At 65.5% G+C, this 26,405-nt stretch carries 24 protein-coding genes; 21 read left to right on the top strand and 3 right to left on the bottom strand.

Annotated features, from left to right (window positions below; genetic code table 11):
- Nucleotides 1–34 precede the first annotated feature (34 nt).
- From FHS28_RS17635 to FHS28_RS17590, 10 genes are all read left to right on the top strand, one after another.
- Nucleotides 35–1,162 (top strand): serine/threonine-protein kinase, encoded by a 1,128-nt coding sequence (locus tag FHS28_RS17635; RefSeq protein WP_088453265.1) that lies wholly within the window; start codon nt 35–37, stop codon nt 1,160–1,162.
- Complete coding sequence (locus FHS28_RS17630) at nt 1,159–1,953, top strand: Stp1/IreP family PP2C-type Ser/Thr phosphatase (RefSeq protein WP_088453267.1); 795 nt, start codon at nt 1,159–1,161, stop codon at nt 1,951–1,953. Before FHS28_RS17635 ends, FHS28_RS17630 begins: the two co-directional genes overlap by 4 nt.
- A gap of 39 nt (nt 1,954–1,992) precedes the next feature.
- Nucleotides 1,993–2,658, top strand: a complete 666-nt coding sequence (locus FHS28_RS17625) for an FHA domain-containing protein (protein ID WP_088453269.1) — start codon at nt 1,993–1,995, stop codon at nt 2,656–2,658.
- 178 nt (nt 2,659–2,836) lie between these two features.
- Nucleotides 2,837–3,619, top strand: coding sequence for an MBL fold metallo-hydrolase (locus FHS28_RS17620; RefSeq protein WP_088453271.1), 783 nt, complete (start codon nt 2,837–2,839; stop codon nt 3,617–3,619).
- A gap of 230 nt (nt 3,620–3,849) precedes the next feature.
- On the top strand, nt 3,850–4,302 hold the full coding sequence (locus FHS28_RS17615; protein WP_088453468.1) for a pilin: 453 nt from the start codon (nt 3,850–3,852) through the stop codon (nt 4,300–4,302).
- A gap of 232 nt (nt 4,303–4,534) precedes the next feature.
- Nucleotides 4,535–4,972 (top strand): pilin, encoded by a 438-nt coding sequence (locus FHS28_RS17610; protein WP_088453273.1) that lies wholly within the window; start codon nt 4,535–4,537, stop codon nt 4,970–4,972.
- 90 nt (nt 4,973–5,062) lie between these two features.
- Nucleotides 5,063–6,511 (top strand): O-antigen ligase family protein, encoded by a 1,449-nt coding sequence (locus FHS28_RS17605; protein WP_088453275.1) that lies wholly within the window; start codon nt 5,063–5,065, stop codon nt 6,509–6,511.
- 4 nt (nt 6,512–6,515) lie between these two features.
- Nucleotides 6,516–7,268: a TfpX/TfpZ family type IV pilin accessory protein gene (tfpZ, locus tag FHS28_RS17600; protein ID WP_310736806.1), complete on the top strand. Its 753-nt coding sequence runs from the start codon at nt 6,516–6,518 to the stop codon at nt 7,266–7,268.
- 115 nt (nt 7,269–7,383) lie between these two features.
- Nucleotides 7,384–9,195, top strand: a complete 1,812-nt coding sequence (locus FHS28_RS17595) for a PglL family O-oligosaccharyltransferase (protein WP_184295117.1) — start codon at nt 7,384–7,386, stop codon at nt 9,193–9,195.
- A 248-nt stretch (nt 9,196–9,443) separates the two neighbouring features.
- Complete coding sequence (locus tag FHS28_RS17590; protein ID WP_088453279.1) at nt 9,444–11,390, top strand: PglL family O-oligosaccharyltransferase; 1,947 nt, start codon at nt 9,444–9,446, stop codon at nt 11,388–11,390.
- Between the two features lie 39 nt (nt 11,391–11,429).
- Here FHS28_RS17590 and moaC read toward each other — a convergent pair whose 3' ends face one another.
- Nucleotides 11,430–11,912: a cyclic pyranopterin monophosphate synthase MoaC gene (gene moaC / locus FHS28_RS17585; RefSeq protein ID WP_088453469.1), complete on the bottom strand. Its 483-nt coding sequence runs from the start codon at nt 11,910–11,912 to the stop codon at nt 11,430–11,432.
- An 84-nt stretch (nt 11,913–11,996) separates the two neighbouring features.
- Here moaC and FHS28_RS17580 point away from each other — a divergent pair, with 84 nt between their 5' ends.
- Nucleotides 11,997–13,595, top strand: a complete 1,599-nt coding sequence (locus FHS28_RS17580) for a M48 family metalloprotease (RefSeq protein WP_184295114.1) — start codon at nt 11,997–11,999, stop codon at nt 13,593–13,595.
- Between the two features lie 194 nt (nt 13,596–13,789).
- Here FHS28_RS17580 and FHS28_RS17575 read toward each other — a convergent pair whose 3' ends face one another.
- Entirely contained in the window at nt 13,790–14,146 is a 357-nt protein-coding gene (locus FHS28_RS17575; RefSeq protein ID WP_088453282.1) for a phage holin family protein, read from the bottom strand.
- A gap of 294 nt (nt 14,147–14,440) precedes the next feature.
- Between FHS28_RS17575 and FHS28_RS17570 the strand changes: the two genes are divergently transcribed.
- From FHS28_RS17570 to FHS28_RS17530, 9 genes are all read left to right on the top strand, one after another.
- Nucleotides 14,441–15,421 (top strand): TerC family protein, encoded by a 981-nt coding sequence (locus tag FHS28_RS17570; protein ID WP_088453283.1) that lies wholly within the window; start codon nt 14,441–14,443, stop codon nt 15,419–15,421.
- A 454-nt stretch (nt 15,422–15,875) separates the two neighbouring features.
- Nucleotides 15,876–18,131, top strand: coding sequence for a TonB-dependent siderophore receptor (locus FHS28_RS17565; protein ID WP_088453284.1), 2,256 nt, complete (start codon nt 15,876–15,878; stop codon nt 18,129–18,131).
- A 119-nt stretch (nt 18,132–18,250) separates the two neighbouring features.
- Nucleotides 18,251–18,931, top strand: coding sequence for a Fe2+-dependent dioxygenase (locus tag FHS28_RS17560; protein ID WP_088453285.1), 681 nt, complete (start codon nt 18,251–18,253; stop codon nt 18,929–18,931).
- A gap of 182 nt (nt 18,932–19,113) precedes the next feature.
- Nucleotides 19,114–19,827 (top strand): PepSY-associated TM helix domain-containing protein, encoded by a 714-nt coding sequence (locus tag FHS28_RS17555; protein ID WP_246410329.1) that lies wholly within the window; start codon nt 19,114–19,116, stop codon nt 19,825–19,827.
- Between the two features lie 122 nt (nt 19,828–19,949).
- Nucleotides 19,950–20,486: a DUF2271 domain-containing protein gene (locus FHS28_RS17550; protein ID WP_088453470.1), complete on the top strand. Its 537-nt coding sequence runs from the start codon at nt 19,950–19,952 to the stop codon at nt 20,484–20,486.
- A 17-nt stretch (nt 20,487–20,503) separates the two neighbouring features.
- The gene (locus tag FHS28_RS17545; protein WP_088453287.1) at nt 20,504–21,394 is read left to right on the top strand and encodes a DUF4198 domain-containing protein; all 891 of its coding nucleotides are present in this window, start codon (nt 20,504–20,506) and stop codon (nt 21,392–21,394) included.
- A 9-nt stretch (nt 21,395–21,403) separates the two neighbouring features.
- Nucleotides 21,404–22,591, top strand: a complete 1,188-nt coding sequence (locus FHS28_RS17540) for an FAD:protein FMN transferase (protein ID WP_184295111.1) — start codon at nt 21,404–21,406, stop codon at nt 22,589–22,591.
- 13 nt (nt 22,592–22,604) lie between these two features.
- Nucleotides 22,605–24,095: a sulfite reductase subunit alpha gene (locus FHS28_RS17535; protein ID WP_088453288.1), complete on the top strand. Its 1,491-nt coding sequence runs from the start codon at nt 22,605–22,607 to the stop codon at nt 24,093–24,095.
- Nucleotides 24,096–24,321: 226 nt separating this feature from the next.
- The gene (locus FHS28_RS17530) at nt 24,322–24,777 is read left to right on the top strand and encodes an SWIB/MDM2 domain-containing protein (RefSeq protein ID WP_088453289.1); all 456 of its coding nucleotides are present in this window, start codon (nt 24,322–24,324) and stop codon (nt 24,775–24,777) included.
- Between the two features lie 116 nt (nt 24,778–24,893).
- Here the strand turns inward: FHS28_RS17530 and FHS28_RS17525 are convergent, their stop codons facing one another.
- Nucleotides 24,894–25,271 (bottom strand): response regulator, encoded by a 378-nt coding sequence (locus tag FHS28_RS17525; RefSeq protein WP_184295108.1) that lies wholly within the window; start codon nt 25,269–25,271, stop codon nt 24,894–24,896.
- A gap of 297 nt (nt 25,272–25,568) precedes the next feature.
- Here FHS28_RS17525 and FHS28_RS17520 point away from each other — a divergent pair, with 297 nt between their 5' ends.
- Nucleotides 25,569–26,390: an MHFG family PEP-CTERM protein gene (locus FHS28_RS17520; RefSeq protein ID WP_088453291.1), complete on the top strand. Its 822-nt coding sequence runs from the start codon at nt 25,569–25,571 to the stop codon at nt 26,388–26,390.
- Nucleotides 26,391–26,405 lie beyond the last annotated feature (15 nt).

The raw sequence follows: 26,405 nt of genomic DNA, 5'->3' as shown, positions 1-26,405 counted from the left end.
TCCGACTCAACCCTGACCCGAGCACCACCCTCCCATGACCGCTGCTGGGTTCTTCAAGCGACTGCTGGGACGATCTCTTCCGCCGCCGGTGGTGGAAGATCTGCCCAGTGCGCTGCAGACCACGCAGCCCATGCCGCGGTGGGCCGGCTCCCGTCTGGATAATTACGAGCTCGGCCACGAAATCGGCCGCGGCGCCATGGCCAAGGTCCATCAGGCGGTGGACCGGCGCAGTGGGGGCCCGGTCGCGATCAAACGGCTCTCGCTGCAGCGTGAGTTCGCGCCGGAGGATCTGCTGGACGTGCGGGAGCGCTTCATTCGTGAAGCCAGCGCCGCCCAGCATCTGGAGCATCCCGACATCCTGCGGGTGCTCGATGCCGGCGAAAGCGGCGGAGACACCTGGATCGCCATGGAGCTGGTGGTCGGGCATGACCTCAGCCACTACACCCGGGACGGCCACCGCCTGCCGCTGCGCGAAGTGCTGCTGCTGGGCGCCCGCCTGGCCCGGGCGCTGCATTACGCCCACAGCCACGGCGTGGTGCACCGCGACATCAAACCCGCCAATGTCATGCTGGACCGGGCCACCGGCAGCGTGAAGATCATGGATTTCGGCATCGCCCGCATGGCGGACGGCAGCCGCACCCGTACCGGGCTCGTCCTGGGCACCCCCTCCTACATGTCCCCGGAACAACTGGCGGGGTTGAAGGTGGATGGCCGCAGCGACCTGTATTCTTTAGGCGTCATGTTGTTTCAGCTTTTGACAGGGCATCTGCCCCATCAATCGGAGTCCATGGCGTCCCTGATGCACCAGATTGCCAACCAACCCCCACCCGACGTCCGGCTGTACCGCGCGGATCTGCCGGAATCGCTGGCGATGGTGGTGGCGTTGTCGCTCGAAAAACGGCCTGAATTGCGATATGCATCCGGTGAGCAACTCGCCCAGGATCTGGAAGCGGTGCTCGCCGATCTGCCGGTCGAGCTGGCCAACAGCAAGGGCGAGGTCGCCGCAACCCCCTCAAGTGGGAGCGACAAGCGCACCGATGAGGGCGATCCTGCGACAACCCCCCCGACAGCGGGGCTGGCTTTCGAGGAAACTTTACGCCTGCAGGGTAGCGCGGCGGTGCACAATCATCCTCCCCCAGACGATCCCACCCGCAACACATGACCCTGGAGTTCTTCAGCGCGACCGACACCGGTCGAGTGCGCGACAACAATGAAGACTCGATCGCCCTGGATCCCGGCGTCGGCCTGGCCGTGCTGGCAGACGGCATGGGCGGTTACAACGCCGGGGAGGTGGCCAGCCAGATGCTGACCTCCTTCATCAAGGCGGAATTGGGTCGCTGGCTGGCGGAAGCGGGTCAGCAGGCCTCGGATGCCGATGTCCGCCGTGCGATGGACATCTGCGTGGACAACGCCAACCGGGCGATCTTCAACGCCGCCAACACCAACCCGCGTTATGCCGGCATGGGCACGACGCTGGTCGTGGCGGTGTTCCGGGAACAGAGCGTGCTGCTGGGCCATGTGGGCGATTCCCGCGCGTATCGCCTGCGGGACGGCCAGCTGGTCCAGATCACGAGAGACCATTCGTTACTGCAAGAGCAGATCGATGCTGGTCTGCTTACGCCTGAAGAAGCGGTGTTTTCCAGCAACAAGAATCTGGTGACACGGGCTGTGGGGGTGGAAGACACCGTCATGCTGGAAATCCACCAGCATGAACTGCAACCCGGCGACGAGATCCTGCTGTGCAGCGACGGGCTGTCTGATATGGTGGATGACGCCTCGGTGGCGCAGATTCTGCAAAGTCACCCGGACCTCCCTGAAGCTGCACAGGCGCTGGTGGATGCCGCCAATGACATGGGCGGCAAGGATAATATTGCGATCGTTCTGGTTCGCGCGGAAAGTCGTACCAAGCCGTGGGCATGGTGGCCCTTCAGTCGTAACCACGGGCGTCGCTGAGCGCGCCATCACAACTAAAGACAGGACACGAGGTCAAAGATGGGCAAGCTGGTGGTTTCGCTCGATGGTGTGGTGATCAAAGAGGTGCAGGTCACCAAGGACAAGACCACACTGGGTCGGCGCCCCTACAACGACATCGTGATCGACAACCTCGCCGTCAGCGGCGAGCACGCCGTCATGCAGATGGTGGGTTCGGACGTCTTCATCGAAGACCTGAACTCCACCAACGGCACTTACATCAATGGCAAGGCCGTGAAGAAGCAGCTGCTCTCGCACGGGGATGTCATTGAAGTCGGCAAGTACAAGATCAAGTATCTGGTCGAAGACAGCGGCGACTACGAAAAGACCATGATCCTGCGCCCGGGCCAGACTGCGCCCAGCAGTGGGTTCGGTCTGCCGTCGTCCTTCGGCGGTCTGGGCGGCGGTGCGCCTGCGGCCACAGCCGCTCCGGCGGCCATCAAGGTGCTCAACGGCCCGGCGGCCGGCCGGGAAGTGGCCCTGTCCAAGGTGGTCACCACTGTCGGCAAGCCTGGGGTACAGGTCGCCTCCATCACCAAGCGCCCCAGTGGCTACGTCTTTGCGCATGTGGAAGGCGCCTCCCGCCCGGTGGTCAACGGCGCGCCGCTGGCCGCCGAATCGGTGCCGCTCAAGAACGGTGACGTGATTGAGCTGGCGGGCACCCAGATGCAGTTCATGCAGGGCTGATGCCGGAATCAGGGTGCGCTGGCGCACGCTGAGCCACCCCTTCCCCGTGTAAGGCGATTGCCTACACGCGTGGAGGTTTTCACGCCAACGCCCTGGGCAGTCGTAACCTGAGGCAAAAACTCGGGGAATGCCCAATTCAGCGCTTAGCAAGCGGCATGGGTGGCCCTACAGTGGGCTCATGAAGATTCGCGTGCTCGGGTGCGCCGGGGCCATGGCGGCCGGCCACAAAACCACTTCTTTCCTGCTGGACGACGATGTGCTCATCGACGCCGGCAGCGGCGTGGGCGAGCTGTCCGCGGACGCCATGGCGCGGGTCAATCACATCTTTCTGACCCATTCCCATCTGGATCACGTGTTGTCCGTGGGCCTGCTGGCCGATACGGTGCAGCGTCAACGCGCCCAGCTGGGGCGGCCGGCGGTGCAGGTGCATGCGCTGCCGGAGACACTCAAGGCTCTGAAGGATCACATCTTCAATGGTGTCATCTGGCCCGACTTCACCCGTCTGCCCTCGGTCGAGCGGCCGGCGCTGAGCTTTCATCCGTTCGCGGTGGGAGACCGGCTGGATCTCGGCGCGGGACGGGACATCGAGGTCCTGAGCGCCGCACATACGGTGCCTGCGGTGGGATTCGCGGTGAATCCGGGTTCCGGCGCGCACTGGGTGTTCACCGGGGATACCGGTCCCAACCCCAAGCTGTGGGAGCGTCTGGCGCAGCTGAAGATGTCCGATCTGGTCATTGAGTGCGCCTTTGCGGATGACGAATGTGAGCTGGCTGGGATCAGTCAGCATCATTGCCCCTGCACGTTGGGGGAGGAGCTGAAGAAGCTCCAGACGCCGATGCGGGTGCACATCACCCATATCAAACCGGGCGAACGGGCCGCCGTAATGGCTGCCGTGGATGCGCTGGAACACAGCCACCGGGTGACGGCGCTGGAGCATTTCCAGGAATTCAGCCTGGCCTGAGGGCAGTCGGCCGGACCGGTTTTGGTCGGGGCTGAACGTGACATTTTTCGTCCCCGAGCGCATGAAAGCGACCATCTGCGCCGATCGGTCCTGACGTAAGTTGTCACTCTCATGACAGCCTCTGGCAAGCCCCAGAGGGGCGCTCCTTGGAAGCCGCCACGCGAGCGCAGTGGCATGACCTCTGCAGTCATGAGGGCGATCTTTTTCAGCCCTCATCCGAACTGCCCCTCATGAAACGCTCTCAGCACGGCTTCACGCTCATCGAACTGGTGATCGTGGTGGCCATCATTGGCATCCTCGCAGCCCTGGCCCTGCCCACCTATCTGGACTACATCAAGAAGACCCGGCTGAGCGAGGTGCTGCTGGCATTGACGCCGCCGAAGGCGCTCATCACGGAACATGTGACAACCACCGCGAGCTTCCCGACAGCGGCTCAATTGAACTGGTCGGGTGCCTCGAGCGCCTATGTGGACAGTGTGACGTACACCAAAGTCAGCGACACCGAAGTGAGCATCGCGGCGCGGGTGCGTCCGGGTTCGATCGCTGCCGACATCGACGGCTTGCAGCTGGTGCTCACGGGCAAACCGGGCGCGGGTGGTTTGTCGGCCGGCGCCGTGGAATGGACCTGTGCGGGCACGATTCCTCAGCAGTATCTGGTGGCGGCCTGCCGCTCGGGCGCCTGAAGTGTCTCGGCGTAACGGCTCGTTTCGGCGCGACTGACAAATTTTGGCTGGTCTGGGTAGACGGACGAACTTTGCGAGCCAGGGAGACAGAAATCGTCACCCGGTTCCCGGCCTGACCCGCTGAATGTGCTTTTTTCCACGGTTTTCAAGGTCGATGGGCCCTGGCACAGCCCCTGCATTCATAAGCAGTGTCTCGACCGAACCTCTCTCCCTTTCACTCAGGAGTTTTTCTATGAAGCGCACTATCCAAAAGGGTTTCACCCTGATCGAACTGATGATCGTTGTGGCGATCATCGGTATTCTGGCTGCCGTGGCTCTGCCGGCTTACTCGGACTACATGAAGAAGTCCAAGGTCAGCGAACTGATCCTCGCTCTGTCGGCCTACAAGCAGCCGCTGCAAGAGTTCAGCACCACGATGAACACGCTGCCCACCACGGCTGAACTGCCGGTCAGCGGCACCAGCAAGTACATGTCCAAGATCGAATACGTCCCGAGCGGCAACACCGCCACTCTGAAGGCAACTGCTACCGGCATCGGCAGCGGTGTGGACGGCAACACGCTGAGCCTGGTCGGTGTCCTGAACACCACGACGATGGCCCTGGCCTGGACCTGCGGTGCCAGCGGCGACATCGAAAACAAGTATCTGTCGGCTTCTTGCAAGCACAGCTGATCGACTGATCGCTGTTACAGCCCAAGAGGGGAGCATCTGCTCCCCTTTTTCTATTGTTGAATCGATCATTCGAATTCACACGGATCGTCCATGACCTTACGCAGACTGCTGCCGGGCCTCCCGCTGTTGCTGTGGGGCATTCCGCTGCTACATCCGGTGCTGCAGACGGCCCACTCGGCCCACGACATTGCGCGGGTCTGCGAGGTCATCCTCCTGGCTGCAGCGGCCATCGCACTGATGGTCCAGACTTATGCGAGGCCGGGCCACGTGTCCCTTCGAGATGGGGTTCGTTGGAGCGCCTTGGTGCTGCTGTTGGCAACGTCCACGCTGCTTTCAGTCCATCCATTCGTCGCGCTGCATGAACTCGTACTCTGGGCTGGACTGCTCGGCTTGGTCCTGCTCATGCGCCTGGGGCTCCAGTCCCCGGATGACATCAACGCACTTTTGCGGCTCACGGTCGTGGGCGTTTTTTCGCATGCCCTGCTGATGCTGCTGCTTCTCGCGGCAGCCCTGGCCAGCGGAGACAACGTCTACCCCTGGGAGACCATCGTCGGCTTTGATAACCCGCGTTTCCTCAACCACGCACAAACCGTCGTACTGCCTCTGGTGGCGGTCGTCGCCACCCGGGATATCCGCGCGTTGTGGCGGCGCTGGGCCGTTGCGACGCTCGTCATGAGCGGCATGGTGCTGTTCATCACGCTGGGACGGGCCACACTGCTGGCCCTGTTTGTGGGTCTGCTGGTGGCGCTGTGGTGGTTTCGCGGCCGCGCGGCCGGGTACGTCTGGCGGTCCACGAGTTTCACCTTGCTGGGCATGGGCCTGATGTGGCTGGTCTACTTGGTCTGGCTGCGGCCTGCAGGCCATTCCATCGATGTGCAGGGGCTGACCAGCAGTCACTTCCGCGACTACCTGGCGGGACTGGCCGTCAAACTGTGGTGGGGTGCTCCGTGGGTCGGCGTCGGCCCGATGCATTTCTCGCACTGGTACAACGGTGAAGCCGCGCACCCCCACAACATCTACACGCAGGTGCTGGCGGAGTATGGGGCCATCGGCGCGGTGCTTATTCTGGTGCCGGCTTTTCAATGGATGGGCCGCACGCTGGGCACGCTGCGAGCTGCGCCTGCAAGCCATGCACCTGTTGCGGTGGGATTGACGGTGGCGCTGGTCGGCGTTGCAGTGGACGGAGCCTTCTCCGGAAACTTCGTCATGCCGGTGTCCCAGTTGTGGATTGCCGTGTTGATCGGGCTTTCTATGGCCGCGCCCAGAGTCTTCGGCACCAACGATGCCGCCCCCGGACCCTCGGAACCTCCCTCGCCGTCTTCTTCGACATCGCCCTGGACCCGCCCTCGCGTTCTTCCGGCGCCCGGGATGTTGGCGCTGAAGCTTGTCCTTGCAATGAGCGTTTCGGCCATGGCGGTGGAAATGCTGCTCACTTGCGCCGTCACCTCGTCGCCACAGTTCGACACGCCCGGACCCGTCAACACTCGCCCGGACGTGGACAATAACAATCCCCGCTTTTGGATTCACGGCTGGTTTTGATCATATGAATTGGCGTGTCAGATTTCGTGCGTTCGGCGTGCACTTGGCGGCATCGGTCATCGTGGCCGCTCTGGCAGCAGCCGTTGTGCTGATCCTGTGGTATCCCTGGCCCTATCGCATCGTGTCGGGCGGACAGGACCTGCTGTTCATCCTGATGGCGGTGGATGTCGTGATCGGCCCCCTGCTCACCCTTGCGGTCTTCAATCTCACCAAGCCTCGCAAGGAGTTGCGGCGGGACCTGCTGATCATTGTGGTGCTGCAGGTGCTGGCGCTGGGGTATGGCCTACGGACAGTCTATCTGGCGCGACCTGCCGTGCTGGCGCTGGAAGTGGATCGCTTCCGCGTGACCACGGCCAACGACGTGCTGGTGTCGGAATTCCCCCAGGCGCTGCCCCAGTACCGCGCCCTGTCGATGACCGGCCCGGAACTGGTCAGCACCGCCAGGCCAACAGACGCGCAGCGCGAGGAAGCCATCATGCTGAGCTTCAGCGGAGCGGATCTAGGCGCGCGTCCCAGCTACTGGCGCCCGTGGGACGCGGCCGCCCGGGCGCAGACCATCAAGACTGGCAAGCCGCTCGATGAGTGGCTCAAGCGCAACCCCGAGCAGGCCACTGTCGTCCGCGAGGCCGCAGCCCGTACCGGACGTCCTGTGGAACAACTGCTGTTCCTGCCGATGCTGGCGCGCCGGACGGACTGGTCCGTTTTGGTGGACCGATCGACGGGTGATCCGGTCGGCTTTGCGCCGATCGACCATTGATCGAAGCCCACGAACATCCAGCGTATGGTTCATCCACGCGCTGAATGCCTTCTGCCCCCGCCCCCATCGCCCACCCATGACTCCTTCTTCTTCCCAGCAGCGTGCCGGCCGATGGTTGATCGCCATCGGCCTTCTGGTCGGCGCCGCGGTGGCTCCGCTCTGTGCTTACAGTGAGCTCCCGTTGCTGTCGCTGTATAACCAGTTGCTTGCATACAGCGGTTTTGGTCTGTGCCTGCTGGGCCTGGCGCTCAAGGGACAAACCGTCGGCCATCTGAGCAAAGACGGCGTCAGTCTGGCGCTGGTCCTGGTGCTGGTGACGGCGCTGATCAGCCCTGTCACCACCGATCTGCCGGTGCCGATCACATTGACGTTGGCCGTGGCAGTCGCTTCGGCACTTCTGCTGGTGCAGGTGGGCGCGAATCTGACGCCACAGGGGCGCCAGGTCGTGTTTGCCTCGCTGTGTGGCGCTCTGGTGGTCGCGGGAATTGCCAGCTTCGTGGTCGTGTGGATTCAGATCTTCCTGCCCTCGTTGGCCGACAACCTGCTTGTGGCCCAGCCGGATCCTGATGGGCGGGCCATCGGCAACATGCGTCAACCCAACAATCTGGCCAGCCTGTTTCTGTGGAGCAGCATCGCGGTCGTCTGGCTGAAGGACAGCGGGACATTGGCCCGATGGCTGCGAGGGACAGGTGCGGCCCGGGTGGCTGTTCTGCTGTTGCCCTCAGCCTTCGCCGTCGGCATTCTGTTCTCCGCTTCGCGCACCGGAATGGTGGGGATGGCGCTGCTCGTCCTTTGGGCCTTGTGGGATGCCTTCGGCCGCGGACGCGGTGCCAACCGCCTGACCCGCGACAGCCGTTTTGGGCTAGGACTGATGCCTCTGGCGTTCGCGGTGGCATGGCCGATGATCGGCTGGTGGATGAAGACCCATGGTCAGATTTTCTTGACCCAGCAAAAGATGGGCGACCAAGCCACCCACTCATTGGAGCGGGTACGGATTCTTCATGACGCCTGGGTGCTGATCACGCAGCATCCCTGGTGGGGCACCGGCTGGGGCAACTTCAACTTTGTCTGGACGGTGACGCCGTTTCCCGAAGGACATCCGCTGCTGGTCGACCACACCCACAACCTGTTTCTGCAGCTGTTTGCGGAGATGGGGCTGCCGCTGGGGCTGCTGACCAGTCTGCTGCTGCTGTGGGGCGCCGCGCAGATCTTGAAGGCTGTAGCCCGGGACGTGTCCCCGACCAGCCTCTGTGGCCTCATGCTGCTGATCACCATTGGCGCGCACTGCATGTCGGAATACCCGTTCTGGTATGCCTACTTCCTGCTGCCTTCGGCGCTGGTGGTCGGCTGCTGTCTGGCCACAGGCCGTGGTTTTGCGGACATCGGAGTGCCAGATGCCGTCACGGGCCAGGGCGCTGATGGCGCGACTGACACTGCCGCGGGAAGGGGCGCCGAGGCCACTCCCGCAAGAGCCAACAGCAAACTGGCGCTCGCCGGATTCGCGATGGTGTGTGGTGCAGTGCTGGCCGCCAAGGAATACGGCGACATCCTTCGCATCTACCAACCCAGCAGCAGTTCCGCTGAACTGATTGATCGGCTGGGACAGGGACAGCGATCCCTGTTCTTCAGCCTGCACGCCGACGGCGCAGCGGCTCAGGTGCTCCCGCCCGGACCGTTGTCGCTGCAGCTTGTGCAGCGTGCGTCGCGACGCTTCATCGATACCCAGGTGCTGATCAACTGGTCCAACGCGCTCCATGCGACGGGGCAGACCGACAAGGCACGCTATCTCGCCAACATCATCCGACCGTCGCAGCAGCCTGCGGCAAAGGAGTTTTTCAAGGACTGCGGCGAGGGCGCGGCAAGTGCGACGCAGCCCTATCAATGTGGTGCGCCGACGCAGTCGTATTCCTGGGATCAGCTTCGATAAACAAGCGCTGCCCACGCCCGCTTCGCGGGGAAACGCCGAGTCAGCCGCCAGGCGGTGTTGCACCTCCCGTATCTCCCCGTGATGGCCATTCAGTCCCGAGCGGCCCCTCCTCGATGCGAGCCGCCTCGGGCGCAGACCTCTGACTGAGGCGCGGTGTGCGCGCTCGCCGTCGTTCATGCGCATGGACTGTCTGGGCTGCTCGCCTGGAGCGTTTAGAGTTCCGCCTTGTCCGCCGCCTTGGATTTCACATGACGATCGACGCGCCCCAGCCTGCTACAGCTCCCGTACCTGCCGACTCCGGCACGCCCACGTCCCATGCGACAGTTGCGAGCAGCTCCTGGCTGATGTCGGTCGGCCTGCTCATCGGCGTCACCCTCGCCCCCCTGTTCGCCTTCAATCAGACGCCGTCCGCGACGCTCTACAACCAGTTGCTGGCCTTTTTCGGCTTTGGCGTGACGCTCATCGGCCTGGCCCTGGGTGGCGTACTCAATCGTGGCTGGCGTCTGGAGCCCGTCACCGGCGCGCTGGGGGTGATGCTGGCGGCGGCGCTCACCGCCCCGCTGCTCAACGGATTACCCTGGTCGATCGCCCTCTCGGGCGCGGCGATGCTCTTCGGCGCGCTGGTCCTCATCCAGGGCGCTCAAGCGGTGCGGGCTGTTCATCACAATCGTCTGGTCACCCTGTTCTGCCTGGCGCTGGTCGGTGCCGGCCTGCTCAGCGCCGTCGTCAGCTTTGTGCAGTTCTTCGTTCCCAGTTGGGCCGATGGGACTTTCATCGCGCGCACGGGTCTGGCCGGCCGCGCCGTGGGCAACATGCGCCAGCCCAACCATCTGGCCAGCCTGCTGCTGTGGAGCTGTGTGGCGGCCGTCTGGCTGGGGCAAGGCGGGTGGCTGGAGCGGCAGCTCGGCAGCGCCCGCCGCGCGACCGTGGCGCTGTGCGGACTGCTCTTCCTGTTGGTCCTGTGTGTGCTGTTCAGCGCCTCCCGCACTGGTTTCATCGGCGTGGGGCTGCTCGCGGTGTGGGGGCTGGGCAGCTGGCTGATGAGCGCTTGGCGACGTTCCGAGGGCGGCTTGCGCGCCGGCCCGCGCCTGGCGTTGTCGCTGACGCCGGTGATGTTCGGTTTGAGCTGGCTGCTCGTGCGGTTCTGGACCCATGCAAGTGGCCACGCCTTCGGCGCCGAAACCCGGCTGAGCGATGAAGGCGCGGGCTCGCCCTCGCGCCTGGCCATCCTGCGCAACACCTGGTCGCTGCTGCAGCAGAACCCGTGGACCGGCACCGGCTGGGGCGATTTCAATTTTGCCTGGACGATGACCCCGTTCCCGGACCGGCCGGTCGCGTTCTTCGACCACTGCCACAACATGGTGCTGCAGTTGCTGGTGGAGCTGGGCTGGCCGGCGGGCCTGCTGGTCGTCGGATTGCTGTTCGTCGGCTTTCTGCTGGCCTGGAGGCGCAGCCTGCAGGATGTCAGCGGCGCCAGCTTCTGCGCCTTCATGGTGGTGCTGATGATTGGCTTGCACAGCATGTCGGAGTACCCGCTCTGGTACGCCTACTTCCTGTTGCCCGCTGCCTTCGCTTACGGCCTGAGCCTGCGGCGGATGCCGGAGGCGTTGGCTGCGGATGCGGATGCGCCAGCCGGCGCGCCTCTCCATGGCGATGGCATCAAGGCGTCCTCGGGGGACGGCAACTCCCCGGGAGTCAGTGCCTCCGGCGGATTCGCCACGGCGCGCGGCGTGACGCGCTGGGATCTGGCCGCCCTGGGCGCCGCTGCCGCGCTGCTGGTGCCAGTGACCGTCTGGGACTATCTGCGCATCGTGCACATCTATGCACCGCCGGCGGACGCCGCGTCACTGGAGGACCGCATGGCCATCGGGCAGCGCTCGCCGCTGTTTGACCTGCAGGCGGATTACGCCATCGCCACGGTGGTGCCACCCAGCGCCGAGGCGCTGGTGGCGGCCCAGAGGACCGGTCATCACCTGATCGACACGCGGCTGATGGTGGCGTGGTCCCGGTCGCTCGCGTCGGTTGGCGAGGTGGACAAGGCTCGTTATCTTGCACAGCGCCTGAAGGAGTTCCGCAATCCGGTCGGGGACGAGTTCTTCGAGGAGTGCAAGGTGGCGGAGGAGACCGGGCTGCAGCCCCGTCCCTACCAGTGCGACCTGCCTTCGCGGGATTACGGTTTCCGCGAGATGCGCTGAGCGCTGAGCGCCGAGGGCTGCCGCTGCGCCCCTCCGCGCTCACACCTTCGCGATCCAATCCCCGGACTTTCCGCCGTGCTTCTCCAGCACGCGGATCTGCTCCATCACCATGCCGCGGTCGGCCGCCTTGCACATGTCGTAGATCGTGAGCAGGCCGACCTGGACTGCGGTCAGCGCTTCCATCTCGACGCCCGTGCGGCCCAGCGTTTCGACCTGCGCGGTGCAGACCACCGCAAAGGCCGCTTCGTCGATCTCAAATTCAATCGCCACCCGCGTGATCGGCAGCGGATGGCACAGCGGGATCAGGTCAGACGTTCGCTTGGCGGCCTGAATCGCCGCGATGCGGGCAACTCCCAAGACATCGCCCTTTTTTGCCTCGCCTTTGACAATCAAGGCCAAGGTCTCTGGCAGCATACGGATACGGCCTGCGGCCCGCGCCACTCGGTGGGTGACTTCTTTGCCGCCGACATCCACCATGTGGGCTTGGCCTTCGGCGTCAAAATGGGTGAGAGGTGAGCTCATGGCAGTGCGGGCCCACGAGGGCAACAATTGGGAAACCAGAATGGCGCCATGATAGATCGTGGTCTTGGAGATGCCTTGAAGCGAATGAATGCTATCGGTCCCACCCCCCGCCACCGTGCAGGGCGTGCCCCCGCACGGCCCTGGCGGCGCGGCCTTGCGGCGCTGCTCAGCGCCACGCTGCTGACGCAATCCGTCTGGGCGCAGGTCAATCTGCCCGCCTTGGGCGACTCGGTATCGGCCGAGGTCAGCATCAGCGCTGAAAAGAAGCTGGGCGACCAGATCATGCGCAGCATCCGGCCCGATCCGGACTATCTGGACGATCCGCTGCTGCTCGAATATGTGCAGGGCACCTTCAGCCCGCTGGTCCAGGCCGCGCGCAAGCTGGGCAATATCAGTGACGACACCACCGATCGGTTCGCCTGGGAAGTGTTCCTGGTGCGTGACAAGTCGGTCAACGCCTTTGCCCTGCCGGGCGGCTACATCGGCGTGCACCTGGGCCTGATCGCCATGACTGGCGCGCGGGACGAGCTCGCGTCGGTGCTGGGCCACGAACTCTCCCACGTCACGCAGCGCCACATCGCCCGCAGCTACATCGGCGAATCACGCAATTCGATGCTGGCGACGGCCGGCATGATCCTGGGCATCCTCGCCGCCGCCCGCAGCCGCAACACCGACGGCGTGCAGGCTGCGGTGATGGGCAGCCAGGCCGCCGCGGCGCAGGCCTCGCTGAACTTTTCGCGGGACATGGAACGCGAAGCGGACCGTGTGGGCTTTCAGGTCATGACGCAGGCGGGCTACGCGCCCGCCGGCATGGCCAGCATGTTCGAGCGAATGGAGCAGTCCTATCACCTGATGGATTCGGGCGCTTATCCCTACCTGCGCAGCCACCCCTTGACCAGTGAACGGATCGGCGAGGCACGGGCACGTCTGGGCACGGCTGGAGAAACCCGGGTGGTGGGCACCACGGAACATGCGCTGATGGCGGCGCGCTCCAAGGTGCTGATGGATCAGCGGGCAGAGGCATGGCGCTACCTGCAGGGCTTGGATGCGGGCTCGCGTCAAGGCACCCAGATGGACCAGCTGGCCGCCCGTTATGCCAGCGCACTGGCGTCCATCAAGCTGCGGGAGTTCTCGCGCGCGGAGACGACCTTGAAAACGGCCGACGCGATTGCCGGCATGCTCGGCGCCGATCCCGGTGCCAAGCGGATGATGGTCTACCTGCATGCAGAGTTCGAGCTGGCGCGTGGGAAGCCGGACGCCGGTTTTGCGGCTCTCGACGCCCTGAAGGACGAACGGTCCCGCCCGATGGTGATGATGAAGGCCGAGCTGGCAAAGGCCGACGGGCGTCCTGAGGTCAAGCGGGCGGCGGCGGATTCCTTGCAGACCTACCTGAGCCTCAACAACAACGACGCGCTGGGCTGGCAGGAGATTGCGCCGCTGTGGCAGCAACTGGACCAGCCCTTGCGCTCGGTGCGGGCACAAGGGGAAGCGCGTGCGGCGATGGGCGACATCGTCGGTGCCATCGATCGTCTTCGCTCCGCCTCCCGGCTGTCCCGCGGCCGCGATTCAGACCAGATTGAAGCATCCGTCATCGATGCGCGCCTGCGCAGCCTGTTGTATGAGCGTCGGCAGATGCTGGCGGAGATGTATCCACGTGGCGTGCCGCCAGGGGCGGAGCCTTGAGGTCGCGGCGCCAGGGAGCCGCGAATGGGTGACCGCCTGACGGAGTGACTGACTGACGCAGTGACGGCGTGAGCACGTGGCCGACGGCAACCTGCTGCGTCCACCTCCCCAGATCACGACCGGGGTCGCGCCAAATCCGTCGAACTGACGTCGGTCCCCAGGGCCTGCCAGCGTCAACGCTGCAGGCCCTGATTTCATTCGCTGTCCGGGAAGAGCCGCTCCATCAGCACATCGATCGCCATGCCGCACAGGCTGTAGATCAGCGAGCCGATCAGCGCCGCCGGGAAGCCGGTGACGGTGAAACCGTCCAGCACCGACGCCGTCGCCCAGAACAGCAGCGCATTGATGACGAAGAGGAACAGCCCCAGCGTCAGCAGTGTGACGGGCAGCGTCAGCAGCACCAGCACCGGCCGTAGCAAGGTGTTGAACAGGCCCAGCACCAGCGCCGCGATCAGCGCCGAGGTGAAGCTCTTCACCTGCACGCCAGGATAAAGATGTGCCACCAGCAGCAAGGCGCCGGCCAGCAGCAACCAACGGATCAAGGTCTTCATGTCGCCAGCATACCGGGAGCCGAGCGTAGAAAAAACCGAATTGAAATCTGACGACCCATCCGCATAATCCGAACTTCCGAAAGGGGAGTAGCCACGCGGTTCTGCCGCGGCAGCGATTCGTCAATACGTTGTCCGCGGACAGCCGGACGCTGCACCTGGAGGGGAACCCTCTGTCCCACCCCAGCCTTGCAAGACCTTTCGGGCGTTGGCGCCGTTCTCCCGACGTGGGGGACAGGCACTGGTATCACTCGGGACGACCCCTCATGATGGGCGTCCTGCTTGCAAGGGGACTGTATGAGCACAATCGTGCCAGACTGGCTGTGGGTGGTGTTCGTCGGCATCGTGGTGCTGGCGCTCATCGTGGACTTCGTCGTGCTGCGCAAGCAGGGCGCTCATGACGTCACGGTCAAGGAGGCGGTGAACTGGTCCATCGTCTGGGTGGCGATGAGCGTCGCCTTCATGGGCCTGCTGTGGTGGGCCGTCCGCGACGGCACCGGCAGCACCGAGGTGGCCAATACCAAGGCCCTGGAGTTCATCACCGGGTATCTCATCGAGAAATCCCTGGCGGTGGACAACATCTTTGTCTTCCTGATGATCTTCACCTACTTCGCGGTGCCCAGCGCCTTCCAGAAGCGGGTGCTGATGATCGGCATCATCGGCGCCATCGTGCTGCGCACGGCGATGATCCTGGTGGGTGGCTGGCTGATCGCGCAGTTCCACTGGGTGCTCTACCTCTTCGGTGCCTTCCTGCTGATCACCGGCATCAAGATGTGGTGGGCGGCGGGTCAGGAGCCGGATCTGGAAAGCAATCCGGCACTGAAGCTGCTGCGCAGAATCATGCCGGTGAGCAAGAGCTTCGACGGTGAAAAGTTCTTCACCGTCGAGAACGGCAAGCGGATCGCGACGCCGATGCTGCTGGTGATTGCCCTGGTCGGCCTGACGGACGTGATCTTTGCGGTGGACTCGATCCCGGCCATCTTTGCGATCACTTCCGATCCGTTCATCGTGCTGAGCTCCAACATCTTTGCGATCCTGGGCCTGCGTGCGATGTATTTCCTGCTGGCGGCGATGGCATCGAAGTTCCATCTGCTGAGCTATGGTCTGGCGGTGGTGCTGGTGTTTATCGGGACGAAGATGCTGCTGATCGATCTGGTCAAGATCCCGGTGCTGATCTCACTGGGCACCGTGATCGGCATCCTCGCGGTGACGATGATCATGAGTGTGCGCACCGCGCCCAAGTTGAAGTCGGGCGAGCAGTCCGGTTCGCTGAGCTGATCGGGCAGGGCGTCGGCACAAGGTTCGCAAGGGCCTGTGCCGCGCGGCTGAAGGCCGCCGCGGGCCGTCCAGCGGTGTCTCGCGGCGTCCGACAGAGCGCTTTTGTGGGCCGGCCCCCAGTCCTAACCCGCACTCCCGCGCGCTCGAAGCGCACCCCACAACGGGCACCTTCGCAGGTGCCCGTTTCCGTTTTGCAGCGTGTTTCCGCCGGATTTCGTCGTGTGCCCACCACGAACGCGCGCCAGCCAGCCAAGAAAGCCTTTGACATACCCAAATGCGAATAATTAGCATCTGCGGCTTCGGTTCCAGAAACGGAACGGACTTGCCGCCAGCCAGTCGTGGACAGGGAGGGGCTTTCGCATCAGGTGCGCAGTAGAGCGCCGGTGCCAGGCCAGCCACACGCAGCCAGCAGAGCCCATCGACACATTCGACAAGACTTCGGAGCTCTTCCTTCATGGCTACGTACATCAAGAGCCGCAAGCATGCGGTGGCACCGCTGGCAGCACTGGCCGCGTCCTTCGCAATGCCCCTGGTGGCCCAGGCCGATCCGGCCCCCGCCCCCGCCGCGGCCGACACGACCCCCTCCAGCAGCAGCAGCACCTTCCTGCCCACCGTCCGGGTGGATGGCACGGCGGCGTCGGACTACAAGGTCGAGAAGAGCGCATCGTCCAAGCTGACCCAGCCGCTGCTGGAAACGCCCAAGACCATCCAGGTGATTCGCAAGGAAGTGCTGCGTGAGCAGGGCGCCGTGTCGCTGATGGATGCGCTGCAGAACACCCCGGGCATCACGATGCAGCTGGGCGAAAACGGCAACACCTCGGCTGGCGACACCTTCCAGATGCGCGGCTTCTCCGCCAGCACTTCCACCTTCGTCGATGGCATCCGAGACCTGGGCGCCGTGACCCGCGACGTCTTCAACCTCGAGCAGATCGAAGTGGTGAAGGGCCCCTCCGGCGCCGACACCGGTCGCGCTGCCAGCGCCGGCTACATCAACCTGATCACCAAGCTGCCGCAGGCGGACTCCTTCATCGAAGGCTCGGCCACCATCGGCACCGCCGACCGCAAGCGCGCCTCGGTGGATGTGAACCAGAAGCTGTCGGAAGGCATGGCGGTTCGCCTGAACGGTGTGTGGGACGACTCCGGCGTGCCGGGTCGCGACATCGTGAAGAAGAAGACCTACGCGCTGGCCCCGTCGCTGGCCTTCGGCCTGGGCACGCCGACCCGCTTCTTCATCTACTCGCAGCACATCCGCCAGAACAACGTGCCGGACGGCGGCATCCCGTCGATCGGCTGGCCGGGCTACACGCTGGCCTCGACGGTGACCGGCGACGCCCGCACCGCCCTGCTGTCCGCCAGGAAGGTGGACACCAGCAACTTCTACGGCAGCGTCAACGACTATGAAGACGTCAAGGCCGACATGGTCACCACCAAGCTGGAGATGGACCTGGGCGGCGGCACCACCGTGCGCAACGTCTCCCGCTACGGCCGCACCTACATGGACCGGATGGTGACCGGCATCATCAACATCACGGCGGTGACGCCGGCCGATCCGACCACCTGGACCATCAGCCGCTCGCGTCAGCACATCAACCAGACGAACGAGATCCTGACCAACCAGACCAGCCTGACCACCAGCTTCGCGACGGCCGGCCTCAAGCATGACCTCGTCACCGGTGTCGAGCTGACTTACGAAAGCCAGGACAACAAGGCGTTCACCTCCACGGCGGCACCGGCGGCCAACCTCTACAACCCCAATCCATATGTGGACCTGGGCGGCTCGGTGCGCAACCCCGCCAGCGACACCTCCGGCAGCACGACCACGCAGGCGATCTATGCCCTGGACACGCTGGCCCTGACCGATGCGCTGAAGCTCACGCTCGGCCTGCGCACCGACCACTACACCAGCAAGTACTCGACCGCCACGGCGGCCTACAGCGCCGGCAAGTGGGTGACCAGCTGGAACACGGCGCTGCTCTACAAGCTGGCGGACAACGGCACCGTCTATGCGGCCGCTGCGAACTCCATCCTGCCCCCGGGCGGCAGCAACTTCACCCTGGCGGCCACCGGCCAGAACGCCACCGCCTCCGACCCGCAGGAAGCCAAGAACTATGAACTTGGCACCAAGTGGGACCTGCTGAACAAGCGCCTGAACCTGACCGCCGCGCTCTATCGCAGCGAGAACGACGGCCAGGTCAGCGTCGACCCGGTCACCAACGTGGCGACCCAGGGCGGCAAGACCCGCGTCGAGGGCATCGAGCTGGCGGCTGTTGGTCAGCTGACCAACTTCTGGCAACTGACCGCCGGTGTGCAGACGATGAACACCAAGCAGATCAACCAGCGCAGCGTCAACACCACCACGGGTGTGCAGACGGTGACGGACGGCGTCCGCTGGTCGCCGAAGTGGTCGGCGACGCTGTGGACTTCGTATCAGTGGGGTGACTTCACCTTCGGCGCCGGCGTCAGCCACACCGCCGTGCAAAAGCGCGTGATCACCGTGGCGGCCGCGGCCAGCACCGGGTTGCCGGAGCTGCCGGCCTATACCGTGGCCAACGCCATGGCGGCCTACCGCGTCAACAAGAACGTCAACCTGCAGCTGAACGTCACCAACCTCTTCGACAGGCAATACATGTCTTCGCTGAACAATGGTGGCGGCCGCCTGACCCTGGGGGCTCCGCGCACCGCAATGCTGACCGCCAACGTCGGCTTCTGACGACGCGCCGCCCCAAGCCCGCACACCGCTGCCTCGGCCGCATGGTGTAGGGTTGCAGGCCCGTTCCGTTCCGCCGATGGGACGGGCGGGCCTGCGGGCCATTCAAGACCGAGATCGACATGCTTCTTCATATTCCCGAAGTGCTCAGCAAACAGGACGTCCGCGAGATGCGCCGCCTGCTGGACGAAGCCGACTGGACCGATGGCCGCGCCACCGTGGGCGAGCAGGGCGCGCGGGTCAAGCAGAACCGGCAGCTGCCGGTGGATCATCCGGTGGCTCGGCAGATCGGCGAGCACATCCAGCAGGTGCTGGCGCGGCATCCGCTGTTTCTGTCGGCCGCCTTGCCGCTGCGCACGCTGGCCCCGCTGTTCAACCGCTACGAGGGCGGCGAGCACTACGGCTTCCACGTGGATGGCGCGATCATGCGGCAGCAGGGCACTGCGCAGCCGCTGCGCAGCGACGTCTCCACCACGCTGTTCCTGTGCGAGCCGGAGGAATACGATGGCGGTGAGCTCGAAGTGGTGGACACCTACGGCACGCATGAGGTGAAACTGCCGGCCGGCGACATGATCGTCTACGCCAGCACCAGCCTGCACCGGGTGATGCCGGTGACCCGCGGCGCGCGGGTCTGCTCCTTCTTCTGGACGCAGAGCATGATCCGCCAGGACTGGCAGCGCCACATGATGTTCGAGCTGGACCAGACCATCCAGCGCCTGCGGGCCACGCTGGGCGACAACGCCGAGACCACCACGCTCACGGCCCACTATCACAACCTGCTGCGCCTCTGGGCCGAGACCTGATGTCGCGCGAGTTGTCTTCTTCCTCCGCGGCCCCGGCGGCCTCCACTCCGGAGGCACAGCAGGGCTCTGCGCCTGCCGCGACCGCCACAGGCGCTTCCACGGCTTCATCGGCGGCCTCCCCGACTACAGGGACATCTGCCACGAACGCATCCGCACGCACAGCAGGCTCCCGCTCCGCCTGGCTGAAGACGCTGCACCAGTGGCACTGGATCAGCTCGGCGCTGTGCCTCATCGGCATGCTGCTGTTTGCGGCGACCGGCATCACGCTCAACCATGCGTCGAGCATCGAGTCGACGCCGACCGTGGTGAATCGCCAGGCGCAACTGCCGCCCGAGTTGCTGGCCACAATGGACCCGGAGTCAGCGACACCGACGCCAGCCCGGACCTCCCCCCAGGGCGGCGCCGCCAGCGGCAGTCTCTCAGCTGCCGCGACGGAAGGCGCAACAGCCACCACAGCGGTCCCCGCCGCCTCACGGTCCCGCGCCGCTCAGGATCACAAATCTGCTTTGCCAGCCCCACTGCGCGAGTGGCTCACCACGACCCTCGGCCGCAAGATCGACGACCGCGACGCCGAATGGTCCCGCGACGAGATCTACCTCTCGATGCCCCGCCCGGGCGGCGACGCCTGGGTGCGCATCGACCGCACGACCGGCGAGGTGGAATTCGAGGACACCGACCGCGGCTGGATCTCCTATCTCAATGACCTGCACAAAGGCCGCCATGCCGGCGCGGCCTGGAGCTGGTTCCTGGACCTCTTCGCTGTCGCCTGCCTGCTGTTCTCGATCACTGGCCTGCTGATCCTGAAGTTCCATGCGGTCAGCCGTGCGACGACCTGGCCGATCGTCGGCCTGGGCTTCCTCATCCCGGCGCTGCTGGCCTTGCTGTTCATGCACTGAGCCACCGCACATTCACCGCACACACACAGCAGCAACACCGATCGTCGACAACTCCAGTCCGCCCAGCCATCGCCAGGCTCCTGCAAGTTCCTCTTGTGAATCAAGCACCACGAACGATGACCATGAACCCCACCACCCGTCACTCTCTCGTCGCGCTGGGCGCCCTCGGCACCCTGGCCACCGGCTCGTCGGCCTGGGCCGCCACCGCCCAGCTCAAGCTCGAACTGCCGCGTCTGAACGTCGCTGAATACCACCGCCCGTATGTGGCGGTGTGGCTGGAAAAGGCCGGCGAATCCGGTCCGGCCGTGGCGCAGCTCGCCGTCTGGTACGACATCAAGAAGTCCAACAACGGCGGCACCAAATGGCTGCGCGACATGCGCCAATGGTGGCGCCAGGGCGGCCGCAACCTGACGGTGCCGGCCGACGGCATCAGCGGCGCCACCCGCGCGCCCGGTGAGCAGGTCATCAGCATGGACAACCATCCGAGCCTGGCCAACCTGCCGGCCGGCAACTACGAGATCGTGGTGGAGTCCAGCCGCGAGGCCGGCGGCCGAGAAGTGCAGCGCCTGCCGCTGACCTGGCCAATCAAGTCGGCACAGAAGGCCACGGCGCAGGGCGAGCATGAACTCGGCGCCCTTGAATTCACCGCGAAGCCCTGAGACGGAGGAGTCCTTCCATGAACGCCATCACCCGATTCGCCGCAGGCCGCCGCGCTGCTCGCCTGTCCCCGCTCGCCCTGGCCGCCGCCTTGCTGCTGCCGCTGTCCGCCAGCGCCCACATGACCTGGCTGCTGCCCAACACCGCCAATGTCACCGGCCGGGACGGTGTGGTGTCGGTGGACGCTGCCGTGTCCGAAGACCTGTTCAATTTCGAACGCGCGCTGAAGCTGGACACCCTGCGCATCACCGGCCCGAACGGCCAGTCGCTGGAAGCGGACAACCGCAGCACCGCCCGCCACCGTGAAAGCTTTGACGTGAAGCTGCCGCAGGACGGCACCTATCGCATCAGCAACGTCAGCCAGGCGCTGATGGGCACCTACAAGCAGGGCAGCGAGACCAAGCGCTTCCGTAGCACCCCGGCGACCCTTGCCAAGGACGTGCCGGCCGATGCCGAAATCACCTCGCTGACGATGATGACCAATCGCCAGCAGACCTTCGTCAGCAAGGAAGAGCCGGGCAAGGTGCAGTTCGCGCCGGAAGGCCAGGGCCTGGAACTGCTGCCGCTGGGTCCGGTGACCGACCTCAGCCACGGCGACAAGACCCGCTTCCGCCTGATGCTGGACGGCAAGCCGGCCGCGGACGTGGCGGTCAAGGTGCTGCGCGACGGCAACCGCTACCGCTACAAGCTGGGCGAGGTGTCGCTGAAGACGGATGCGCAGGGCGAGTTCACCGTGTCGTGGACCGAGCCGGGCCGCTATTGGGTCGGCGCCAGCACCGGTGCGCAGGGGGGGCCGGGCGCTCCGGGTGCTCCGGGTGCTGCAGGCGCTGCGGGGGCTGACCGCGGCACCCGCGAAGCCCCGCTGCAACGGGCTGCCGTCAGCGCGACCTTCGAAGTTCTTCCCAAGTAAGGCCCCGGCGTGAGCGCGGAGGTCCCGTCCCGGCCGTTGGAGCCGCTGCCCGCCTGGTCCCAGGAACATCCCCTGGTGCCGCGGGTCGCTGTGCCCCACGACATCACGGGCGAACCTCCCGCGCTCGGACAGCCGGTGCACCGCTTGTCCGGCATGACGATGGGGACCACCTGGTCAGTCGCGTTGGTGGGGCCGCCGGGGTTGCGGCTGGCTGCCATCGAGGCGGCTGTCCTGCGGGTCTGCAATGACGTCATTGCCGAGATGAGCCAATGGACGCCCGAGTCGATTCTCAGCCGGTTCAACCGTGCGGCGTCCGGCTCGGACCATGCGGTGCCCGAAGGCTTTGCCCGGGTGCTGTCGGCCGCGCTGGACATCGCCGCGCTCAGTGACGGTGCTTACGACCCGACCGCCGGCGAACTCGTCGGCCTGTGGGGATTCGGCCCCAGCGGACTGCCGGCGAGTTCCGACGTCCACATGGATACCGCCGACTCCTTCGACGCCGCCGCCGACACCGACGCCGACCCCGTTGCCGTGCGCACCAGCACCAGCACCAGCACCTGGCTTCGCCACGACGACCCTGAATTCCGCCTGCCCACGCCTGAGCAATGCACACAGGCCCACTGCGGCTGGCAGTCGCTGCGCTGGGACGCGCAACGCCGCGTACTCACCCAGCCGGGTCGCGCCACGCTGGACCTTTCCGCCATTGCCAAAGGCGATGCGGTGGATCGCCTCAGCGATCTGCTCACCGGCCTGGGCCTGCCCCATCATCTGGTGGAAGTCGGCGGGGAGCTGCGCGGCGCCGGTCTCAAGCCAGACGGCCAACCCTGGTGGGTGGATCTCGAACCGCCGCAGCCCGACTCTGCGCTGCCGCCGATGCGGGTGGCGCTGCATGGCCTGTCCGTCGCCACCTCCGGCGATTACCGCAAGACCTACCAGGACGCCCAGGGCCAGCGCATCTCCCACACCGTCGATCCGCGCCAGCGGCGGCCGGTGTCCCATGGCCTGGCGTCGGTCACCGTGCTGCATCCCAGCGCCATGTGGGCGGACGGATGGTCCACCGCCCTGATGGTGCTGGGCACTGACGACGGCATGCGTCTCGCCGAGCAGCAGCAGCTTGCCGCCCGCCTGGTGGTGCGGCGGCCGTCGGGTGGTTTCGATGAGCACCTCTCTTCCGCGCTGCAAGCGCTTCTGATCTGATGGTTCTGATGTGATGGCGTCCCGCCTGGCGCTTGCGCTGCTCCTGGTCCTGCTCTATCTGATCCTGTGCGCGGCCGTCGCATGGCGGCATCGCCGACTGCAGCGCGCGGCTGCGGCGGAGGCGGCTGCGCTGCTGCCGACGGCCGACGCCGGCCCGCCGGTGCTGGTCCTGCACGCCAGCCAGACCGGTCAGGCGGAATCACTGGCCTGGCGCACCGGCAAGTTCCTCCACCTCGCCGGCATGCCGGTGCGGGTCTGCGCGCTGGGGCAGGTGAGTGAGCAGGACCTCCGGGCGTCGCGCCATGCGCTGATCATCGCCAGCACCTACGGCGAAGGCGACCCACCCGACAGCGCGGCCCCGTTTGTCCGCGACGTGATGTCGCAGACGCCGGGCCTGGACCTGCGGCATCTGCAGGTGGGCGTGATGGCGCTGGGGGATCAGACCTACGCCCACTTCTGCGGCTTCGGCCGCGCGGTGCACGCGTGGTTGCTGCAGTGCGGCGCGCAGCCCCTGTTCGACCGCATCGACGTGGACCGGGAAGATCCGGCCGGCTTTGCGCAATGGCAGCAGCGGCTGAGTCATGTGGCGGGCACCGCGGATCTGCCGGAGACCACTGACTGGTCCGGTCCCGCCTTCGAGCCGTGGCAACTGGTCGAGCGGCGCCATCTCAATCCCGGCAGTCTCGGTGGCCCTGTGTTCCACCTCGCCTTGATGCCGCCTGCGGGACAACCCTTGCCGTCGTGGGAAGCGGGGGATCTGGTGCAGGTGCTGCCGGCTTCCGTGATGGCGGAGGACTCCACCGGTGGCGCAGACGTGGCCATCGCGGCCGCCACCAGCGTCGCCGATGCCGATGCCAACGCCAACGCCAACGCCAACGCCAACGACGTCGCCGGCCGCACCCGCCCTCGGGAATACACCATCGCTTCCCTGCCGCAGTGCGGGCGCGTCGAACTACTCGTGCGGCAAACGCGTCGCGAGGATGGCCGACTGGGTCAGGCCTCCGGATTGCTGACCGAGCAATTGCCGCTCAATGGCGAGATCGCTTTGCGGGTGCGTGCCCATCCGAGTTTCCGGATCGGGGATAACCATCAGCGGCCGCTGATCCTGATCGGCAACGGCACCGGACTGGCCGGACTGCGCGCGCACTTGCAGGCACGCGCGGCTGCCGCATCGCCGCCCGCATGGCTGGTGTTCGGAGAACGCCAGTCCGCGCATGACGCCCACTATCGGGACGAGATCGCCGCATGGCAACGCAGCGGTCTGCTGCGCCACACCGACCTTGCGTTTTCACGCGATCAGGCCGAGCGATTGCATGTCCAGCATCTGCTTGCGCAGCAGTCCGAGCGTCTGCGCCAATGGGTGGCGGACGACGCCGCCATCTATGTCTGCGGCAGTCTGCAAGGCATGGCTGGCGCTGTCGATGCGGTGCTGCGCGAGGCCCTCGGCGACGCGCGCGTCGATCAGCTGCTGCAGCAGGGACGCTATCGGCGCGACGTCTATTGAGCTGTCGGCGGCCGCCTCATTCGCCGAGACACCCCATCAAATGATGCGAGGCCGCGACAAACAGGGGGTCCGGCGTTGACTTGAGGGCCGATTTCTCTCCAGTAAAGCCTTCTCAATGAGATAGGGCCGCAGTACCATTGCCCGCGCAGGGTGCTAACGAGTACCGAAGGCGTCAGACCTTCACCAGGGCCCGGCACATCAACAACCCTTGATGGAGAGAATCGAAATGGCAACTGCGAAGAAGGCCGCGCCCGCCAAGAAGGCAGCACCGGCCAAGAAGGCGGCTCCTGCAAAGAAGGCTGCCGCTGCTCCTGCGAAGAAGGCTGCACCTGCCGCTCCTGCAAAGAAGGCAGCAGCAGCCCCCGCCAAGAAGGCGGCTCCTGCCAAGAAGGCCGCACCTGCAAAGAAGGCAGCCGCTCCTGCAAAGAAGCGCACGCCCAATGCGGCCTTCATGAAGGCGCTGACCCCCAGCCCCGCGCTGGGCGCGATCGTCGGCGACAAGCCGCTGCCGCGCACGGACGTGATCAAGAAGGTCTGGGAATACATCAAGAAGAACAAGCTGCAGGACGAAGCGCAAAAGCGCGTCATCAATGCCGATGCCAAGCTGAAGGAAGTCTTCGGCAAGGCCAAGGCCGACATGTTCGAGATGACCAAGCTGATCAACAGCCATCTCAAGGACTGAGGTCCGGCTGGGGGAGGGCCAACAGGTTCCCCCCCGCTTCTGGATGAAGCCCGCATCAAGCGGGCTTTTTTATTGGCGAGCCGATCAACGGTCGCACGCATCCGGCATCGGGCGCGTCAGAGTTTCTCGAGGGCCAGCCGCAATTGACGCACGTCAATGGGCTTGAGCCAGTAGTCCTGGAAACCGGCCGCGCGGGCGCGCTGACGCTGGTCATCCATCACATCGGCCGAGAGCGCCACGCAGCGCAGCTGGGCCAGGCGCGGATCGGCCTTCACCAGATCCATCAACTGCAGGCCGTTCATGTCCGGCAGATTCATGTCCATCAGCACCAGGGTGGGCATCACCTGCGGCAGCATCTCCATCGCCTGGGCGCCGGTTTCTGCGATGTGCAGGACCCAGCCGGGCATCAGGCGGAAGACTTCCTCCATCAACACGATGTTGATGCGGTCGTCCTCGACATACAGGACGTGGCGGGGGGCGGAGGCGTCGGACATGGCGGTGGGGAACATCTGCCACCACGATACCAGCGAAAACCGGCGGCCGTCCGTGTTGCCCCTCACGCAGACTGCGGCACTCGCGCGGCACGTCTCATTGTTTGCTCTGCCGACGCGTCGTGCGAATGTTGTGCCGACCGATGCAAAACCCCCGGTTTGAACACCCCCGGCTGAGGGGTTCGAGGCCAGCAGGTCGAGTGCGCGTCCCTACACTCGGACCACGTGCCGATACAAGTAGATACGGCGCGACACAGCAAGGTCTGACCCTGTGCAGGCCGGCTGAACACACAAGAATCGATGTCGTTGGTTGCTTCCGTCGCCTTGGCCGCGTCCAGCCTGACGCTGCCGCAGTGCTCCTGGGACCGTCCCGGTGTGAACCCGTTCATGGGGGATCTCGTGGCGGCCGTGGATCGCTATCAGGACATTCCGGCTGCCACTCGTGCCAAGCTCAAGGCGCGGATGCAGGCACGCCGGTACGACGAGATCGTCGACATCCGCCGGGACGCCATCCTGGGGTCCTACGACTACGGTCCGCAGATTCGCGACATGCATTTCGGCACCGGCCAGGTGTGCCGGTCGGTTTCCCGTGCGAAGTGGAAGGACACGGCGCTCGAGCGCGGTCTGGTCTATTGCGAGGACGGTCAGTGCCTGCTGGTGCCGACGGTCTGCCGCAACGTCAGCCGCATCACGCGGGGCGCGCTGAAGGCCGCCGGTGCACCGGGTCGGTCGACCGAAGAAGACACCACGCCATTGCTGTTTGACCCACCGGCCGCCGGTGCGCCGCAGGTCGAGGGCGGCGGCGCCGGCAATGGGGATGCGGGCAGCTTCACACAAGCCGCCGGACTTCCCGCCCTGACGCCGACCGCCATGCCGCTGGGCGGTGGCAGCGCGAACGTGCCGCCGCCAGGCTTGGGGCTGGTGCTGTTGCCACCCGGCAGTGCCGCGTCAGGGGTGCCGACGCCCGTGCCGTCGCCGGGTCCCTCTCCCTTCCCCGCGCCCACGCCGTCGCCGGTGCCCGAGCCGCAGAGCTGGATGCTCTTGGCGGCGGGTCTGCTGAGCTTGCTCGGCTTGCGGGACGTGAGGCGTCGGCGGCCGCAGCCGCAGCAGTCGCCGCGGTAGCAGCAGGCCGACCGC

It is taken from the genome of Roseateles terrae (assembly GCF_014192155.1).
GTDB lineage: Bacteria > Pseudomonadota > Gammaproteobacteria > Burkholderiales > Burkholderiaceae_C > Roseateles > Roseateles terrae.
The sequence above is the reverse complement of the archived record's forward strand: the minus strand, read 5'-3'. Positions and strand labels throughout refer to the sequence as shown.